Consider the following 15763-nt stretch of genomic DNA (forward strand, 5'->3'; position numbering starts at 1 on the left):
TCGTGTTCCGCGCGGCCGGGTCAGCCGATCGGCAGGCCGCCGCCGCCCACGCCGCCGAGCAGGCCGCCGACCGGGCCGAGCGCGCCGGTCAGGCCGCCCAGCGGGCTGTCGCCGCCGAGCGAGGGCACGCCGCCCAGGCGGTTGGCGGACTCGTGCTCGGTCAGGCCCGCGACGGCGCCCGCGACCGGGAGGGACTGGACGGCTCCGGTGACCGGGCCCAGCTTGTCGGCGGCCGGCAGGCTCTGGGTGAGCCGCTCGGTGGGCAGGTTGCCGGCGACGGTGGACAGCGGGGTGCCGGTGGCCCGCTGGGCGGCCGGGACGACCTTGTCGGTGACCGCCGGGCCGACCTTCTCCTCGACCGCCGGGGCGACCTTGTCGGTGAGCGTCTCCAGCGAGCCGGTCAGCTGGCCGGCCTTGCCGACCGGGCCGAGCTTGCCGAGCGCGTCGTCGGTGGACGGCAGGTTGTGCGCGACGGTGCTGCCGGCCGCGTCGGCGGTGGCCGGGCCGCCCGCCGCGAGGGTCGCGGCGCCGGTGGTGCCGACCACGTGGCCCAGCTCGTGGGCGGCCCCCTGCACCGTGTCGCCCGAGTTGGGGACGTCGGCCAGCTTGGTCACGCCGGCGCCCAGGTCGGTCTGCGGCACCACCTCGGTGGCGGAGGCGGCGCCCGCCGCGGCCGCGAGCGGCGCCGCGGTGGCGGCCACGAGCAGCGCGGCCTGGGCGATCCGGCGCGTGAGGGGGAGGGACATGGTGCTCCTAAGAGGTGAGGTCGACGGTCCGCCGGGCGGACGGCGCGGGGCGGTCCGCCCGGCGGGCGACGTGTATGACCGCAAGAGCACCGGGAAGGTTTCGGCCGGTCAAGGTCAAGGGTTGGCAAAGATCGGACGATCCTTTTTCGGGCATCACGGACGTACCGGTCGAGCGGCCGCCGCCGCCGAACCGTCACTCCCCTTGCGGGCCGGGCCCTGCGCGGGCCACCGGCGGACCGTCCCCGGAGCGGCCGCCGACCGGCCCTCCGTCAGCGGGAGTTGACCCGAATCACCCGGTGGGCGGTCACCCGCGCACCAGTGCGTCAACGCACCGCCGGGGCGTCACTTCCGCTTGACCGGCTCGCCCAGCGTCACCAGCACCCGGTCGGACGGGGCGCCCGCCAGCGGCTTCCAGCCCTCGCCCGGCCTGTCCACCCGCCACACCTTGCCGTCGTACGCGACCTGGCCGATGCCCAGCTGCGCGGCCTGCGCCACCGACCACTGCGCCAGCGCCCAGCCGGTCTGGTGCTCGCCGCCGGCGCCCGCCGTGCTCGCGGTCGGCCGCGGGGTGAACGCCAGCACCTCCCGCGGGTCCTTGGCCGCCTTCTCGGCGTCCGCCACCGCCACCGCCTTGCCGAACTCCCGGCGCACCCGCTCGGACAGGTTCGCCGCGTCCGGGGCGGCCCCGGCCGGGTCGGTCGGGTGCGGGTCCGGCAGCCGGTGCACCACGCAGTCCAGCGAGGCCGGCTCGCGGCCGGTGAACACGGTGGCGAGCAGCGTCGCGTTGTTCTCGTGCTTGGCGTACGCCTGCGGGTAGCCGCTGCGCTGCACCTGCTGGGCGGCGTCGGTCAGCGGCATCAGCGCGTACCCGTCGACCTTCACCAGCGCGTCCAGGAACTTGTTGGTCGCGTACACCGGGTCCATGATCTGGTCGACCGTGCCCCAGCCCTGCGAGGGGCGCTGCTGGAACAGGCCCACCGAGTCCCGGTCGCCGCCCGGCAGGTTGCGCAGCTTCGACTCCTGGATGGCCGTCGCCAGCGAGATGGTCACCGCCCGCTCCGGCAGGCCGCGCGACATCGCCACCGCCGTGATGGTCGCCGCGTTCGCCGCCGCCGGGAGCTCCAGCGTCCCGGTGCCGGTCGCGGTGGTGACCGTGCAGCCCTCGTCCGGGGGCGTGATCTTGTCCCGGTTCAGCCACACCACCAGGCCGCCGACCACCGCCAGCGCCAGCACGCCGACCAGCACCCGCCGCCACGGGCGCCGCCGGCGGGGCCGCTCGTCGTACTCGGCGCCCGCCGCGTCGTACCCGGCCTCCTGCGCGTCGTACTCGGCGTCCTCGCCCACGGGGGCCCCCTTCTCCGGTGATGCGGTCGCGGCGCGCGCGACCCGGCGCGCGCTGTTCGCGGACACCGTAACCGCTCGGACGGCCGTACGGGCCCGCGCGGTTGCGCGGCCGCCCGCGGTGGGGGCCGACGGGCCGCCCGGCGCACCGGCGGGGCCGCGTCCTATCGATAAGGTAACGGCCATGAGCAGCCCGAACGCGCCCCTCGACCTGAGCCTCGACGGCGGCACCCTGACCGCCCGCCTCGTCGACTTCCCCTCCGTCAGCGGCGAGGAGGCCGCCCTCGCGGACGCCGTCGAGGCCGCGCTCCGGGCCCTGCCGCACCTCACCGTCGACCGGTACGGCAACAACGTGGTGGCCCGCACCCACTTCGGCCGGGCCGAGCGGGTCGTCCTCGCCGGGCACCTGGACACCGTGCCGATCGCCGACAACGTGCCCTCGCACGTCGAGGGCGACCTGCTCTACGGCTGCGGCACCTCCGACATGAAGTCCGGCGTCGCCGTGCAGCTGCGGCTCGCCGCCACTCTCACCGACGCCAACCGGGACGTCACCTACGTCTTCTACGACTGCGAGGAGGTCGAGGCCGCCCGCAACGGCCTCGGCCACCTGTTCGCGACCCACCCGGACTGGCTGGCGGGCGACTTCGCCGTCCTGCTGGAGCCCAGCGGCGCCGTCGTCGAGGGCGGCTGCCAGGGCAGCCTGCGCGCCGACGTCACGCTCACCGGCGTCCGGGCCCACGCCGCCCGCGGCTGGCTCGGCGACAACGCCATCCACAAGGCCGCGGAGGTGCTGCGCCGGCTCGCCGAGTACAGCCCGCGCCGGGTGGAGATCGACGGCCTGGAGTACCGCGAGGGCCTGAACGCGACCCGGATCGACGGCGGCGTCGCCGGGAACGTCATCCCCGACGAGTGCAAGATCCACGTCGCCTTCCGGTTCGCCCCCGACCGCTCGCTGGAGCAGGCCGAGGAGCACCTGCGGTCGGTCTTCGAGGGCTACCAGCTGGAGGTCGTGGACGCCTCGCCCGCCGCGCTGCCCGGCCTCGGCCTGCCCGCCGCCCGGGACTTCCTGGCCGCGATCGGCGGCGAGGCCCGGGCCAAGTTCGGCTGGACGGACGTGGCCCGGTTCTCCGCGCACGGCGTCCCCGCCGTCAACTACGGCCCCGGCGACCCGAACCTGGCCCACAAGCGGGACGAGCACTGCTCGCTCGGCGCGATCGCCGACGTCGAGCGGCGGCTGCGCGACTGGCTCACCCGGTAGCCCGCGAACGGCGGTCGCGCAGCCGGGGGTTCGCCCGACCCCCGTCCGCGCGACGGCCGTTATTTACCCCGGATCGTGCCTCGTCAGGCGTAGGGTTTCGTCATGACAGCCAACGGAGATGACCCCGTCCGCCGACCGAAGAAGCCGTGGCCCGAGAAGCGCAAGGGCCCCGTCCTGCTGCGGCGCGACCAGGTCGAGACGAGTACGACGGACCAGCGGCTGCTGGACACCACCGGGCCGAGCGACTGGTTGCACACCGACCCGTGGCGGGTGCTGCGGATCACCTCGGAGTTCGTCGAGGGCTTCGGCGCGCTCGCCGAACTCCCCACCGCCATCAGCGTGTTCGGCTCGGCTCGGACGCCGGTCGGCTCGCCCGAGTACGAGGCCGGGGTGGAGATCGGCCGGGCCCTGGCCGAGGCTGGCTACGCGGTGATCACCGGTGGCGGCCCCGGCGCGATGGAGGCGGCCAACAAGGGCGCCACCGAGGCCGGCGGGCTGAGCGTCGGCCTGGGCATCGAGCTGCCCTTCGAGCAGGGCCTCAACGAGTACGTCGACCTGGGCCTGAACTTCCGCTACTTCTTCGTCCGCAAGACGATGTTCGTGAAGTACGCCCAGGGCTTCGTGGTGCTGCCCGGCGGCCTCGGCACGCTGGACGAACTGTTCGAGGCGCTCACCCTGGTGCAGACGAAGAAGGTCACCCGGTTCCCGGTGGTCCTGTTCGGCAGCGCCTACTGGGGCGGCCTGGTGGAGTGGCTCAAGTCGACCCTGGTCGCCCAGGGCAAGGCCAACCCCGCCGACCTCGAACTGTTCCACGTCACCGACGACGTGGCGGAGGTCCTGAAGGTCCTGGACGCCGCGCGGGGGCCGAAGGGCACCCCCGCGTAGCGCCGCTCCCGGCAGGGGCGGTCAGGCCAGCCCCCGGCGGGCCACCGCCGGGGGACGGGTGCCGCGGATCGAGGCCACCATGTCCAGCACCTGGCGGGTCTCGGCGACCTGGTGCACCCGGTAGACCTGCGCGCCCAGCCAGGCCGAGACCGCCGTGGTGGCCAGGGTGCCGAGCAGCCGCTCGTCCACCGGCTTGTCCAGCGTCTCGCCGACGAAGTCCTTGTTGGAGAGCGAGACCAGCACCGGGAAGCCGGTCGCGGTCATCTCCGGCAGCCGCCGGGTCGCCTCCAGCGAGTGCCGGGTGTTCTTCCCGAAGTCGTGCCCCGGGTCGATGAGCAACCCGTCGCGGCGCACGCCCAGTTCGAGCGCCCGCTCGGCCAGCCCGACGGTCACCGCCAGGATGTCCGCCATCACGTCCTCGTACCCCACCCGGTGCGGGCGGGTGCGCGGCTCGGCGCCGCCCGCGTGCGTGCACACCAGGCCCGCGCCGTACCGGGCCGCGACCTCGGCGAGCTTCGGGTCGAAACCGCCCCAGGCGTCGTTCAGCAGGTCCGCGCCGACCTCGCAGACCGCCTCGCCGACCTCGTGCCGCCAGGTGTCCACGCTGATCACCGCGTCCGGGTGGCGCTTGCGCAGCTCCGCCACGAACGGCACCGTGCGGCGCAACTCCTCCGCCACGGTGACCTCTTCGCCCGGACCGGCCTTCACCCCGCCGATGTCCAGGATCGCCGCGCCCTCCGCCACCGCCCGGTCCGCGGCCGCGAACGCCGCCTCGTCGGCGAAGGTCGCCCCCCGGTCGAAGAACGAGTCCGGGGTGCGGTTGACGATCGCCATGATGACCGGTTCGTCCGGGCCGAACTCCCGCGTGCCGAGGCGTAGTGCCACCGGTGTCTCCTCCTCAGCGCTCCCGGGTGCAATGATGGGCCCCGGCCTGTACAGGGACCATGATCCCACCGTAGCCCTCGCGGGCGGGCCGAAGCCGACCGGGAACTGCCGGGAACTGACGGAGGACAGCTCGTGTTCGTGGTGATCGTGATCGCGATGGCCCTGGTGGTCGGCGGCGCCGCAGTGGTGGCGCTCGGCGGCGGCGGAACGCTGCCCGAGGCCGAACACGACCGGCTCGCCGTGCGCCTCCCGCAGGACCGCGCGCTCAGCAGCACCGACGTGGACGAACTCCGCCTCCCGATGGCGCTGCGCGGCTACCGGATGGACGAGGTGGACGACGTCCTCGACCGCCTCGGCGCCGAACTCGCCCTCCGGGACGCCCGGATCGCCGAACTGGAGGCCGTCGGCGTGGTCGGCGGCTCGGTGGCGGCGTCCGGGGCCGCGGCCGCGGCCGGGGAACCGCTGCCCGGCCTGGAGTCCTTCACCGCCGTCCTGGAGAAGGAGCCCCGGGGGCCGGTCGTCACCGAGGCCACCGAGGTGGTCTCCGACGAGGACGCCGAGCCGAAGGCCGAGCCGAAGGCCGAGCCGAAGGGCGACCGCGCGTGACGGGTGCGGTCCTCGGGGCCGACGGGCTGCGGCGCTGCGGCTGGGGCGAGTCGGCCGAGGACTACCGGGCCTACCACGACACCGAATGGGGCCGCCCGGTCCACGGCGACCGCGCCCTGTTCGAACGGATCTCGCTGGAGGCGTTCCAGTCCGGCCTGTCCTGGATCACCATCCTGCGCCGCCGGGAGGGCTTCCGGGCGGCCTTCCGGGACTTCGACACCGCGGAGGTCGCCGGGTTCGGCGACGCGGACGTCGAACGGCTGCTGAACGACACCGGCATCATCCGCAACCGCGCCAAGGTCCTGGCCACCATCGCCAACGCGCGGGCCGCCCGGACCATGGCCGACGGCGAACTCGACGCCCTGGTCTGGAGCCACGCCCCCGACCCGGCCCGCCCCGCCCCGCTCACCCTCGCGGACGTCCCGGCGGTCACCCCGGAGTCGACCGCGCTCGCCAAGTCCCTCAAGCGGGCCGGCTTCCGCTTCGTCGGCCCGACCACCGCGTACGCCCTGATGCAGGCCTGCGGACTGGTCAACGACCACCTGGCCGACTGCCACGCGCGCTAGCGCCACCGGCCCGCCGGGGAGCGGCTAGCGACCGGTGAAGAGCGGCTTCTGCTTGGCCAGGAAGGCGTCGACGGCGATGCGGTGGTCCTCGCTGTTGCCCGCGCGGGTCTGCAGTTCGTCCTCCTTGTCGAGGAGTTCGTCCAGCGAGTGCGAGGCGGCGTAGGCCAGCGACTCCTTGATCGCGCCGTAGGCGACGGTCGGGCCGTTGGCCAGGGCGAGGGCGAACTCGTGGGCGGTGGCGGCGAGTTCGGCGGCCGGGACGACGCGGGTGGCGAGGCCGAGGGTGAGCGCCTCGTCGGCGCGGACGGTGCGGGGGAGCATCAGGAGCTCGGTGGCGCGGGCGTGGCCGACCAGCCGGGGGAGGGTCCAGGAGGCGCCGGAGTCGGCGGTCAGGGCGACCCCGGCGAAGGAGGTGTTGAAGCCCGCGGTGTCGGCGAGGATCCGGAAGTCGCAGGCGAAGGCGAGCGAGGCCCCGGCGCCGGCCGCGACGCCGTTGACGGCGGCGACGGTGGGCTTGCGCATCCCGGCCAGCGCGCGGACCAGCGGGTTGTAGTGCTCGGCGACGGTGCGCAGGGCGCCCTCGCCGGTCTCGCGCTGCCGCTGGAGCAGGCCGACGTGCTCCTTGAGGTCCTGGCCGACGCAGAACGCCTTGCCGCCCGCGCCGGTGAGCAGCACCGCCCGGACGGCGGGGTCGGCGCCGACGGCGGCCACGGCGTCCCGGAGGGCGGCCTTGGTGGCGGTGTCGAGGGCGTTCATGGCGTCGGGCCGGTCGATGGTGAGGACGGCGAGGGCGCCGTCGCGCTCGTGGCGCACGGTGTCGGACATGGTGGGGCTCCCCGGGACGCGGTGGCTGCCACTGGTGGCTGTTCAGGGGCCAGCATGCCGGAGCGGCCGCGGGCACGGGGAGTGTGAGGTGTCACACCCTCGGTAGGCGTGTCGGAGTGCGGCGGGATGCGGCTTTCAGCAGGTAATGGGCGCTTTGTGGCAGGTTGGGGGCGGTTGGCGCAGAGAGTGATGTTGGTCATCCAGCCGTTGCATGCGGGATAATGGCTTCCGATCAATGCGTTCGATACCGGCGGTGGACGGACTGTCCGGTGCGTACCTGAACGGTTGCAGGAAGGGGAACGAGCATGGCGGCCATGAAGCCGCGGACGGGTGACGGCCCGCTGGAGGTCACCAAAGAGGGGCGGGGCATCATCATGCGAGTTCCGCTCGAAGGGGGCGGGCGCCTGGTGGTGGAGCTGACGCCGGACGAGGCGGACGCTCTGGGCGAGGCCCTCAAGAAGGCCTGCGGCTGACCTGCAGGCAGGTGACCCCGCATCTCCCCGGCGATCGGCGAGGTGCTCGACGGGCCCGGTTCCCCGCTACGGGGCCGGGCCCGTTCCGCGTGCGGAACGACCCGCGCCCGCGTCCGTACCCGCGTCCCGCGCCCGCGTCCCCGCGCCCTGCGACGGGTCAGCGCTTGACGGCGCAGAGCAGCCCGTCCGAGACCGGCAGCAGCGCGGGCAGCAGGACGTCGCTCTCCCGGATGTCGGCGACCAGGTCGCGCACCGCGCGGGTCTGCGGGTCGTCGAGCTCGGGCTCGGCGAGCCGGCCCTCCTGGAAGACGCCCTCGAAGCAGACCACGCCGCGCGGCCGCAGCAGCCGCAGCGCCTCGGTGAGGTGGAACCCGGAGTCCGCCGGGTCCCCGTCGCAGAACACCAGGTCGTACTGGCCGTCCGCGAGCCGCGGCAGCACGTCCCGGGCCCGGCCGGGGATGAAGCGGGCCCGGTTGCCGGTGAACCCGGCGGCCAGGTACGCCTCGCGGGCGTACTGCTGGCGGACCGGCTCGGAGTCGACGGTGGTGAGCACCCCGTCCGCGCGCATGCCGCGCAGCAGGTAGACGCCGGAGACGCCGGTGCCGGTGCCGATCTCGACCACGGCCTTGGCGTCGAGGGCGGCGGCGAGCAGGCGCAGGGCGGCGCCGCCGCTGGGGCCGATCGCGCGTATGCCGGTGCGGGCCGACTGGGCCCGGGCGTAGGTCAGCACCGCGTCCTCGCCGACGTAGGTGTCGGCGAGGGCCGCTCGCTGGGGCCCGAACTCGGTGATGGCTGCCTCTTCCGGAGCGCCGTTGCCGACCCAAGTCGACAAATTCCAGCGACAGACTACTGGCCGCCCGGGAACCGCGTTCGACGGCTGGCCGTTGAACTGCTACGGGTGGCCGGACCGCCCGGGGCGGCCGCTGTTCGACCGCTCTTATCCTGGCTTGACGGGTGAGGTGGATATGGTGGTGGCTCTGCTGGGCAGAAGAGCCGACCGAGGAGGTGTGGCCGAGGGCGACGTCCCTGTGCAGCGGCACTCCCGCGGCATCACGTCGATCCGTACGCCGAAGCCCGTGATGAACCAGTCTGTGCACTCCCCCCTGGACAAGTCGACCGCAGCCGACGACTCGGTGGCCGGGGCCGCCGGCACGCTCGCGTCCTTCGCGGAGGGGCCCGACGCGCAGAGCTGGACGCCGCCCAGCTGGGAGGAGATCGTCGAGGCGCACAGCGCCCGCGTCTACCGCCTGGCGTACCGGCTGACGGGCAACCAGCACGACGCCGAGGACCTCACGCAGGAGGTCTTCGTCCGGGTGTTCCGCTCGCTGTCCACGTACACCCCCGGCACCTTCGAGGGCTGGCTGCACCGGATCACCACCAACCTGTTCCTGGACATGGTGCGCCGCCGCCAGCGGATCCGCTTCGACGCCCTCGCCGAGGACGCGGCGGAGCGCCTGGCCAGCCGCGAGCCCAGCCCCGCCCAGCACTTCAGCGACACCCACTTCGACGCGGACGTCCAGCAGGCGCTGGACACCCTCGCCCCGGAGTTCCGGGCCGCCGTGGTGCTCTGCGACATCGAGGGCCTCTCGTACGAGGAGATCGCCGCCACGCTCGGCGTGAAGCTCGGCACCGTCCGCAGCCGGATCCACCGCGGCCGCTCGCACCTGCGCGCCGCCCTCAAGCACCGGGCGCCGAACGCCGCCGCGGGCCGTTCGCGCCGGGGCGGTTCCGCCGAGCCCGTGCCGGTCGGCGCCGAGCAGGCCGTCAGCGACCGGAGGGGGTCATGAGCGATCGCGCCCCCGAGCGCGCGGACGCCAACGGCCGCTCGCGCTGGGCGCCGCTGCGCCGCGCCGAGCCGGCCCCGGCCGGGGCCGAGCTGCGCCCGGTGGCCGTCCGCCCGGTCGAGCCGCCGGCCGAGGAACACCACCTGGGCGACCGGCTCTCCGCCTACCTGGACGGCGAGTTGGGCCACGACGCCCGCGAGCGGGTCCAGGCCCACCTGGCGACCTGCCCGGACTGCCTGGCCGAGGCCGAGCAGTCCCGGTCGGTCAAGCGCGCCCTCAGCGAGGCCGCCGGGCCCGGCCCGTCGGCGGCCCTGATGGCGAGACTGATGGCGGTCGCCGCGCTCCCCGAGGAAGAGCCGGGCCCTGACGGTCCGTCGGGGTCCGGCGGCGTGTTCGGCGGCAGTCGGCTGAACGGCGGCTCGTTCGGCCGGGGCGCGGGCTTCGGCGGGGGCGCCCTCGGCGCGGACGCGCCGATACCCGGCATCGACCCGCGGGCCGGCCTGTTCGGCGTCCGCCCCACCACCGTCCCGCGCCGCCGCCCGGACGCGCTGCCCCGCCCGCTGGCCGCCGCGCTCGGCGAGCCGCCCGTCGCCCGGCCGCCCGCCGCCCGCGGCCGCCGGCTGGTGTTCGCCGCCGCCGGGGCGTTCTCGGTCGCCGCCGTCACCCTCGGCGGGGTCGGCAGCGTCACCGCGGGCCAGGGCACCGAACGGCAGCCCAGCAGCGTCACCCCGGTCGGCGGGGCGATCGTCCCGGTCAACGCCCAGCAGCCGGTGAACGCCCAGCAGCAGGTGGACGTGCAGGAGTACTCGCTGCGCACCCGCTACCAACTGGACGCGACGTCCCCGCCCACCGGTGACCCGCGGCAACTCCTGCGCTAGCCTGCCTTCACCGGCACGCCGTCGACGCCGGTCACCCGGGTGGTCTTTACCACGGTTTCATCCTCCGGGGGCCGGGGGAACGGCCGCCCGCGTTTACCCTTGATTCAGCGTTGTCGGGTGCTGGGAGTTCAGGTGTTCGGAGACATAGGCGGACTGGAGGTCGTGGCGATCATCGTCATGGCCATCGTGATCTTCGGCCCGGACAAGCTCCCCAAGCTGATCCAGGACACGATGGGCTTCATTCGCAAGATCCGCTCCTTCGCGGACAACGCGAAGGAGGACATCCGCAGCGAACTCGGGCCGGAGTTCCAGAACTTCGACTTCGAGGACCTCAACCCGAAGACCTTCGTCCGCAAGCAGCTGATCGGCGACGGCAACGACCCGCTCGGGCTCAAGGACCTCAAGGACAGCGTCGACATCAAGTCCGCGCTGAACGGCGACTCCGGCGGCGCCACCCGGACGCCCACCGCCTCGGTGGACTTCGCCAAGGCCGCCGCCGACCCCGGCCCGGCCCTGAGCGTCGGCGAACGCCCCCCGTTCGACCCCGACGCCACCTGAGCCGACCCGCGCCCCCCGCGACGCCCCGACGACGCCCCGTCCTGCTCCGGCAAGGCGGGGCATCGCCGTCCGCGCCGCTATCGTGTGCACTGCCCCTCCGGACGGCGGACCCTGTGGGCTCCGTCACGACCGGCCGCGTCCGGCCCGGTTTTCCCGGACGCGGGGGCCCGGGTGCGCGACCATGGAGCGCCCGGGGAGCACAGCAGAGGAGAGGCCCGCAGTGGACGTCACGCACCGTACGGCAGGCGCCCCCGCCGCCCGCCGCGCCGCCGACCCGCTGGCCGGGTACCACGCCGCCGACTTCCCCTGGTACGGCCTCGACGAGGGCTGGACCGGGCGCCGCTGGCTCGGCCAGGTCGGCACCGGCCAGCGGGCCGCCGCCGACACCGGCGCCCCCGACTACGGCACCCTCGGCCACGGCGACGAACCCGCCCGCGGCCCCGAAGCCCGCGACACCCGCCGCTTCGCCGTGGTCGTCACCGTCGCCCGCCGCGACGTCCGCCGCAGCGCCGACAACACCGGCACCCTGGAGGCCACCTCCGCCTCCTCCGCCGCCTGGCTGGCCGGCGCCGGCCTGCTCGCCGCGACCTGGCCCGGCAACCTCGACCGCGCCCTGCGGCAGAACTGGCTCGACCAGCAGTCCGCCCTCGCCTGGGACCTCGCCGACGACCTGGAGGGCCCCGCCTGGTCCTCGCTCACCCTCCCCGTCAACGGCCTCCCGCAGCCCTTCCGCTACCGCGAGTCCGAACACGGCTGGGTGCTGGCCGGCGAGGCCCCCGGCGTCCTGATCGGCGCCTACGGCCGCTCGGTCTCCGCGTACGGCGTCGGCTTCACCGCCGTCACCGACCTGGCGGCGTACGACGGGCGGTAGCGCCGTACCTCACCCGTAGCACCGGTACGAGCCGTTCCCCGCCCGCTCGATCCAGCCGCCGCCGCACTCCAGCATCGGGGCCAGCGCCGTCGCCCGCCAGACCCCGAGCAGCAGCAGCGGCAGGGCCACCACGAGCACCGCGACCCAGGCGCGGCGGCTGCCGGACAGGGCGGCGGCCACCCCCGCCGCCAGCACCAGCAGCAGGCCCAGGCCCAGCACCACCGCCGCCAGGCACCCCGTACTCCGTCGCTCGTCCACACCCTGTGGACAGCCGCGCCCACCCTCCCGGTTCCGCAGCCCCGGCGCCCGCTACGGTGAGCCCTACACGACCCGAGGGGGGACGGCACGATGGACAACTACGACATCCACGTCAGCGCGGCCAGGCAACTGCTGACCGACTGCCACCGCCGCTACAACGGCAGGTTCAGCGCCCAAGAGGCAGCCGCCGTCGCCCAGGTCGAAGCCCTGCTCGCGATCGCCGCCGCGATCCGCTCCCACCCGCACTGCCCCACCACCCAGCACGCCGCCGCCCAGGCCGCGGCCGTCACCGCCTCGACGCCCCCGGCCCGCCGCCCGGAGTGACCCCACGCGAACGGCCCCGGGCGCGGTGCCCGGGGCCGTTCGTCCTGCTGGCTGGTGGGCCGTCAGAACTTGTTCTTCGGGGTCAGGCCCAGCGAGAGGCCGGAGAGGCCGCGCTGGCGGCCGGAGAGCTTGCCGGCGATGGTGCGCAGGGCGGCGCCGGCGGGGGAGTCGGGGTTGGAGAGGACGACCGGGCGGCCGTCGTCGCCGCCCTCGCGGAGGCGGACGTCGATCGGGATGGAGCCGAGGACGGGGACGGTGGCGCCGACGGTGCGGGTGAGGGCGTCGGCGACGGTCTGGCCGCCGCCGGTGCCGAAGACGTCGATCATCTCGTCGCAGTGCGGGCAGGGCATGCCCGACATGTTCTCGATCACGCCGACGATCTTCTGGTGGGTCTGCAGGGCGATCGTGCCGGCCCGCTCGGCGACCTCGGCGGCGGCCATCTGCGGGGTGGTGACGATCAGGATCTCGGCGTTCGGGACGAGCTGCGCGACCGAGATGGCGATGTCGCCGGTGCCGGGCGGCAGGTCGAGCAGGAGGACGTCGAGGTCGCCCCAGTAGACGTCGGCGAGGAACTGCTGGAGGGCGCGGTGCAGCATCGGGCCGCGCCACACGACCGGGGCGTTGCCCGGGGTGAACATGCCGATCGAGATGACCTTCACGCCGTTCGCCGACGGCGGCATGATCATGTCCTGGACCTGGGTGGGCCGGCCCTCGACGCCCAGCATCCGGGGCACGCTGTGGCCGTAGATGTCGGCGTCCACCACGGCGACCTTCAGGCCGTCCGCGGCCAGTGCCGCCGCCAGGTTGACCGTCACCGAGGACTTGCCGACGCCGCCCTTGCCGGAGGCCACCGCGTACACCCGGGTCAGGGTGCCGGGCTTGGCGAACGGGATCTCCCGCTCCGGGGCGCCGCCGCGCAGCAGCTGCGAGAGCTCGCGGCGCTGCTCCTCGCTCATCACGTCGAGCTCGACGGAGACGGAGGAGACCCCCGGCACCGCGGACACCGCGTCGGTGACCCGCTGGGTGATCGTCTCGCGCATCGGGCAGCCGGAGACGGTGAGGTAGACCGCGACCTTCACCGCGCCGCCGTCGCCGATCTCGACGGACTTCACCATGCCGATCTCGGTGATCGGGCGGTTGATCTCCGGGTCGTGGACGCTCGCCAGGGCTTCCCGGACGGACTGCTCCGTCACCCCGGTCGCCACCTCTGTCTCGTTGGCCATGTGTTGATGGTACGGCGCCGGGCCCCACCCCCGACTCGCCGGTAGCGTGCCGCGGGTCACAACGTGTCGGCGGACTCCCGGCGGTCGTCCAGTTCCTTGAGCAGCGACTGCAGTTCGGAGCGGACGAAGTCCCGGGTGGCGACCTCGCCGAGGCCCTGGCGGAGCGCCGCGACCTCCCGGGTCAGGTACTCGGTGTCGGCGATGTTGCGGTCGCTGCGGGCCCGGTCCTGCTCCATGTTGACCCGGTCCCGGTCGTCCTGGCGGTTCTGCGCGAGCAGGATCAGCGGGGCCGCGTACGAGGCCTGCAGGGAGAGCACCAGGGTGAGGAAGATGAAGGGGTAGCTGTCGAAGTGCACCGCCTCCGGCAGCAGGGTGTTCCAGAGCACCCAGACGACGATCACCACCGTCATCCAGACGATGAACCGCCCGGTGCCCAGGAAGCGCGCGATCCGCTCGGAGAGCTTGCCGAACGCCTCCGGGTCCCAGGCCGGCAGCCGGATCAGCCCGGGCCGGCCGGTGCGCGGCTGGTCCAGCCGGGAGCGGGAGCCGGAGGAGGCGGACGGCCGCTCCTCGCGGCGGCCGCGCTGCTCCCGGGCGCGAAGTTCGCGCAGCTGCCGCAGTTCGCGCAGCTCGCCCTGGATCCGCTGGCCCGGGCTGCCGTCGCCCTGGCGCTTGCGATCAGCGTCCATCGTGCACCTCGCCCGTCCCGGAGCCCGTCCCGGAGCCCGTCCCGGAGCCCGTCCCGGAGCCCGTCCCGGGATCCGCTCCCGTGTCGATGCCGTGCGCGGCGCCCTCGCGCCAGTCGTCCGGCAGCAGGTGGTCCAGCACGTCGTCGACGGTGACGGTGCCCAGCAGGTGGTCGTCCTCGTCGACCACCGGCGCCGCCACCAGGTTGTAGGTGGCCAGGTAGGAGGTGATCAGCGGCAGCGGGGTGTTCGGCGGCAGCGGGTCGAGGTCGTCGTCGACCAGCGAGCCGACCAGGGTGTACGGGGGTTCGCGCAGCAGGCGCTGGAAGTGCACGGTGCCCAGGTACGTCCCGGTCGGGGTCTCGTTCGGCGGGCGGCACACGTACACCTGGGCGGCCAGCGCCGGCTTGGTGTCGGAGACCCGGACGCGGGCGAGGGCCTCGGCGACCGAGGCGTCCGGTTCGAGCACGATGGGCTCGGTGGTCATCAGGCCGCCCGCGGTGTCCTCCTCGTAGGAGAGCAGGCGGCGCATCTCCTCGGCCTCGGCGGGTTCCATCAGCCGCAGCAGGCGCTCGGCGTCCGCCTCCGGGAGCTCGGAGAGCAGGTCGGCGGCGTCGTCCGGGTCCATGGTCTCCAGGATGTCGGCGGCGCGTTCCTCCTTGAGCTTGCCGATGATCTCCACCTGGTCGTCCTCGGGCAGCTCCTCCAGGACGTCGGCCAGCCGGTCGTCGTCGAGCGCGGCGGCGACCTCGGCCCGGCGCTTCGACGACAGGTGGTGCATGACGTTGGCCAGGTCGGCGGGCCGCAACTGCTCGAAGGTGGCCAGCAGGTTGGCCGCGCCCTGGCCCTCCTCGGTCAGCGAGAAGCCGGTCACCGCCGACCAGTCCAGCAGCAGCTGCTCGCCCTTCGCCTTGCGCAGCCGGCTCGGCCGACCGACCTGCACGAAGACCCGGTCGATCTCCCACTCGCGCAGCCGGGTCTGCACCATCGCCACGTCCAGGACGGTCACCTCGTCGGCGGTCTTGGTCCGGGTCACCGTGCGGTCCAGCAACTCGGCCAGCACCAGCGTCTCGGACGGGCGCTGCTCGAAGCGGCGCATGTTCAGCAGCCCGGTGGAGAGCACCTGCCCGGACTCCAGGCTGGTCACCCGGGTCATCGGCAGGAAGATCCGCCGCCGCCCGATCACCTCCACCACCAGCCCCAGCACCCGCGGCGGCCGCCCGCCCAGCCGCAGCGAGACCACCACGTCCCGGACCCGGCCGACCTGGTCGCCGTTCGGGTCGAACACCGGGACGCCGGCGAGGTGGGAGATGAAGACCCGGCTGCCTGGCCCCGCCATACGCGACTCCCTCCGGCGGAAACGGACACAACCCCCCAAATCTAGCGGCGGAGGGGGGAAGGAGACGCGTCGGCGCGGGCGGGATGGTGCATTCAGGGGCGCGGGGAACCGCGCGCGGCGGAGGCGGGCGCCGACGAGGACGCGGGGTGGGTGGTGAGTTGACGTCCGCTCGCGATCGTGCGGCGGGTGCTCGGTCGCTCGCGCGGTTCCCCGCGCCCCCGGCCGCGCCAGGTCCGGCGCGGCAGTTCTCCGCGCTC

At 74.4% G+C, this 15763-nt stretch carries 19 protein-coding genes; 10 read left to right on the forward strand and 9 right to left on the reverse strand.

All coding sequences use genetic code 11. The features are described from left to right. Positions 1-20 precede the first annotated feature (20 nt). Positions 21-746 (reverse strand): hypothetical protein, encoded by a 726-nt coding sequence (locus ABD345_RS14630; RefSeq protein WP_344552495.1) that lies wholly within the window; start codon positions 744-746, stop codon positions 21-23. 342 nt (positions 747-1088) lie between these two features. Next, positions 1089-2090 carry a VldE C-terminal domain-containing protein gene (locus ABD345_RS14635; protein WP_344552496.1) on the reverse strand — a complete coding sequence of 334 codons (1002 nt, stop codon included), beginning with the start codon at positions 2088-2090 and terminating at the stop codon, positions 1089-1091. A gap of 181 nt (positions 2091-2271) precedes the next feature. Between ABD345_RS14635 and dapE the strand changes: the two genes are divergently transcribed. Further along, the gene (gene dapE / locus ABD345_RS14640) at positions 2272-3345 is read left to right on the forward strand and encodes a succinyl-diaminopimelate desuccinylase (RefSeq protein ID WP_344552497.1); all 1074 of its coding nucleotides are present in this window, start codon (positions 2272-2274) and stop codon (positions 3343-3345) included. Between the two features lie 102 nt (positions 3346-3447). Further along, complete coding sequence (locus ABD345_RS14645) at positions 3448-4230, forward strand: LOG family protein (protein WP_344552498.1); 783 nt, start codon at positions 3448-3450, stop codon at positions 4228-4230. A 21-nt stretch (positions 4231-4251) separates the two neighbouring features. Here ABD345_RS14645 and folP read toward each other — a convergent pair whose 3' ends face one another. After that, positions 4252-5064, reverse strand: a complete 813-nt coding sequence (gene folP / locus ABD345_RS14650) for a dihydropteroate synthase (RefSeq protein ID WP_344552580.1) — start codon at positions 5062-5064, stop codon at positions 4252-4254. Between the two features lie 183 nt (positions 5065-5247). Here folP and ABD345_RS14655 point away from each other — a divergent pair, with 183 nt between their 5' ends. Further along, positions 5248-5721 carry a DivIVA domain-containing protein gene (locus ABD345_RS14655; protein WP_344552499.1) on the forward strand — a complete coding sequence of 158 codons (474 nt, stop codon included), beginning with the start codon at positions 5248-5250 and terminating at the stop codon, positions 5719-5721. Beyond that, positions 5718-6287 carry a DNA-3-methyladenine glycosylase I gene (locus tag ABD345_RS14660; RefSeq protein ID WP_344552500.1) on the forward strand — a complete coding sequence of 190 codons (570 nt, stop codon included), beginning with the start codon at positions 5718-5720 and terminating at the stop codon, positions 6285-6287. Before ABD345_RS14655 ends, ABD345_RS14660 begins: the two co-directional genes overlap by 4 nt. 24 nt (positions 6288-6311) lie before the next feature. Here ABD345_RS14660 and ABD345_RS14665 read toward each other — a convergent pair whose 3' ends face one another. Further along, positions 6312-7112 carry an enoyl-CoA hydratase/isomerase family protein gene (locus tag ABD345_RS14665; protein ID WP_344552501.1) on the reverse strand — a complete coding sequence of 267 codons (801 nt, stop codon included), beginning with the start codon at positions 7110-7112 and terminating at the stop codon, positions 6312-6314. 305 nt (positions 7113-7417) lie between these two features. Between ABD345_RS14665 and ABD345_RS14670 the strand changes: the two genes are divergently transcribed. Then, the gene (locus ABD345_RS14670; protein WP_014137929.1) at positions 7418-7585 is read left to right on the forward strand and encodes a DUF3117 domain-containing protein; all 168 of its coding nucleotides are present in this window, start codon (positions 7418-7420) and stop codon (positions 7583-7585) included. A 157-nt stretch (positions 7586-7742) separates the two neighbouring features. Here the strand turns inward: ABD345_RS14670 and ABD345_RS14675 are convergent, their stop codons facing one another. Beyond that, positions 7743-8417: an O-methyltransferase gene (locus ABD345_RS14675; protein ID WP_380274521.1), complete on the reverse strand. Its 675-nt coding sequence runs from the start codon at positions 8415-8417 to the stop codon at positions 7743-7745. A 247-nt stretch (positions 8418-8664) separates the two neighbouring features. On the opposite strand from ABD345_RS14675, the gene sigE reads away from it, so the two are divergent. From sigE to ABD345_RS14695, 4 genes are all read left to right on the forward strand, one after another. After that, positions 8665-9372 carry an RNA polymerase sigma factor SigE gene (gene sigE, locus ABD345_RS14680; RefSeq protein ID WP_078914669.1) on the forward strand — a complete coding sequence of 236 codons (708 nt, stop codon included), beginning with the start codon at positions 8665-8667 and terminating at the stop codon, positions 9370-9372. After that, positions 9369-10247 (forward strand): anti-sigma factor family protein, encoded by an 879-nt coding sequence (locus ABD345_RS14685; protein WP_344552503.1) that lies wholly within the window; start codon positions 9369-9371, stop codon positions 10245-10247. Before sigE ends, ABD345_RS14685 begins: the two co-directional genes overlap by 4 nt. Positions 10248-10379: 132 nt before the next feature. Next, positions 10380-10805 carry a sec-independent translocase gene (locus ABD345_RS14690; RefSeq protein ID WP_344552504.1) on the forward strand — a complete coding sequence of 142 codons (426 nt, stop codon included), beginning with the start codon at positions 10380-10382 and terminating at the stop codon, positions 10803-10805. A gap of 181 nt (positions 10806-10986) precedes the next feature. Then, positions 10987-11676, forward strand: coding sequence for a hypothetical protein (locus tag ABD345_RS14695; RefSeq protein WP_380274526.1), 690 nt, complete (start codon positions 10987-10989; stop codon positions 11674-11676). Positions 11677-11685: 9 nt separating this feature from the next. Here the strand turns inward: ABD345_RS14695 and ABD345_RS14700 are convergent, their stop codons facing one another. Further along, positions 11686-11934: a hypothetical protein gene (locus tag ABD345_RS14700; protein ID WP_344552506.1), complete on the reverse strand. Its 249-nt coding sequence runs from the start codon at positions 11932-11934 to the stop codon at positions 11686-11688. Positions 11935-12024: 90 nt separating this feature from the next. Here ABD345_RS14700 and ABD345_RS14705 point away from each other — a divergent pair, with 90 nt between their 5' ends. Continuing rightward, positions 12025-12258 (forward strand): hypothetical protein, encoded by a 234-nt coding sequence (locus ABD345_RS14705; protein ID WP_344552507.1) that lies wholly within the window; start codon positions 12025-12027, stop codon positions 12256-12258. Positions 12259-12320: 62 nt separating this feature from the next. On the opposite strand, the gene ABD345_RS14710 is transcribed toward ABD345_RS14705, so the two are convergent. The 3 genes from ABD345_RS14710 to ABD345_RS14720 are packed head-to-tail and all read right to left on the reverse strand — an operon-like array spanning position 12321 to position 15506. After that, positions 12321-13481 carry an Mrp/NBP35 family ATP-binding protein gene (locus tag ABD345_RS14710; protein WP_344552509.1) on the reverse strand — a complete coding sequence of 387 codons (1161 nt, stop codon included), beginning with the start codon at positions 13479-13481 and terminating at the stop codon, positions 12321-12323. Between the two features lie 56 nt (positions 13482-13537). Further along, complete coding sequence (locus ABD345_RS14715; RefSeq protein ID WP_344552510.1) at positions 13538-14170, reverse strand: DUF1003 domain-containing protein; 633 nt, start codon at positions 14168-14170, stop codon at positions 13538-13540. Next, on the reverse strand, positions 14160-15506 hold the full coding sequence (locus ABD345_RS14720; protein WP_344552511.1) for a magnesium transporter MgtE N-terminal domain-containing protein: 1347 nt from the start codon (positions 15504-15506) through the stop codon (positions 14160-14162). The genes ABD345_RS14715 and ABD345_RS14720 overlap by 11 nt, the downstream gene beginning before the upstream one ends. Positions 15507-15763: the final 257 nt, after the last annotated feature.

The organism is Kitasatospora saccharophila (genome assembly GCF_039529925.1).
In the GTDB taxonomy this organism is placed as follows: Bacteria; Actinomycetota; Actinomycetes; order Streptomycetales; family Streptomycetaceae; genus Kitasatospora; species Kitasatospora saccharophila.

Bases quoted from the DNA above. Each gene is read 5' to 3' on its own strand.
- ABD345_RS14630 (WP_344552495.1), bottom strand. From the start codon at position 746: ATGTCCCTCCCCCTCACGCGCCGGATCGCCCAGGCCGCGCTGCTCGTG.
- dapE (WP_344552497.1), top strand. From the start codon at position 2,272: ATGAGCAGCCCGAACGCGCCCCTCGACCTGAGCCTCGACGGCGGCACC.
- ABD345_RS14645 (WP_344552498.1), top strand. From the start codon at position 3,448: ATGACAGCCAACGGAGATGACCCCGTCCGCCGACCGAAGAAGCCGTGG.
- folP (WP_344552580.1), bottom strand. From the start codon at position 5,064: ATGGCGATCGTCAACCGCACCCCGGACTCGTTCTTCGACCGGGGGGCG.
- ABD345_RS14665 (WP_344552501.1), bottom strand. From the start codon at position 7,112: ATGTCCGACACCGTGCGCCACGAGCGCGACGGCGCCCTCGCCGTCCTC.
- ABD345_RS14670 (WP_014137929.1), top strand. From the start codon at position 7,418: ATGGCGGCCATGAAGCCGCGGACGGGTGACGGCCCGCTGGAGGTCACC.
- sigE (WP_078914669.1), top strand. From the start codon at position 8,665: ATGAACCAGTCTGTGCACTCCCCCCTGGACAAGTCGACCGCAGCCGAC.
- ABD345_RS14685 (WP_344552503.1), top strand. From the start codon at position 9,369: ATGAGCGATCGCGCCCCCGAGCGCGCGGACGCCAACGGCCGCTCGCGC.
- ABD345_RS14695 (WP_380274526.1), top strand. From the start codon at position 10,987: ATGGAGCGCCCGGGGAGCACAGCAGAGGAGAGGCCCGCAGTGGACGTC.
- ABD345_RS14705 (WP_344552507.1), top strand. From the start codon at position 12,025: ATGGACAACTACGACATCCACGTCAGCGCGGCCAGGCAACTGCTGACC.
- ABD345_RS14710 (WP_344552509.1), bottom strand. From the start codon at position 13,481: ATGGCCAACGAGACAGAGGTGGCGACCGGGGTGACGGAGCAGTCCGTC.
- ABD345_RS14715 (WP_344552510.1), bottom strand. From the start codon at position 14,170: ATGGACGCTGATCGCAAGCGCCAGGGCGACGGCAGCCCGGGCCAGCGG.
- ABD345_RS14720 (WP_344552511.1), bottom strand. From the start codon at position 15,506: ATGGCGGGGCCAGGCAGCCGGGTCTTCATCTCCCACCTCGCCGGCGTC.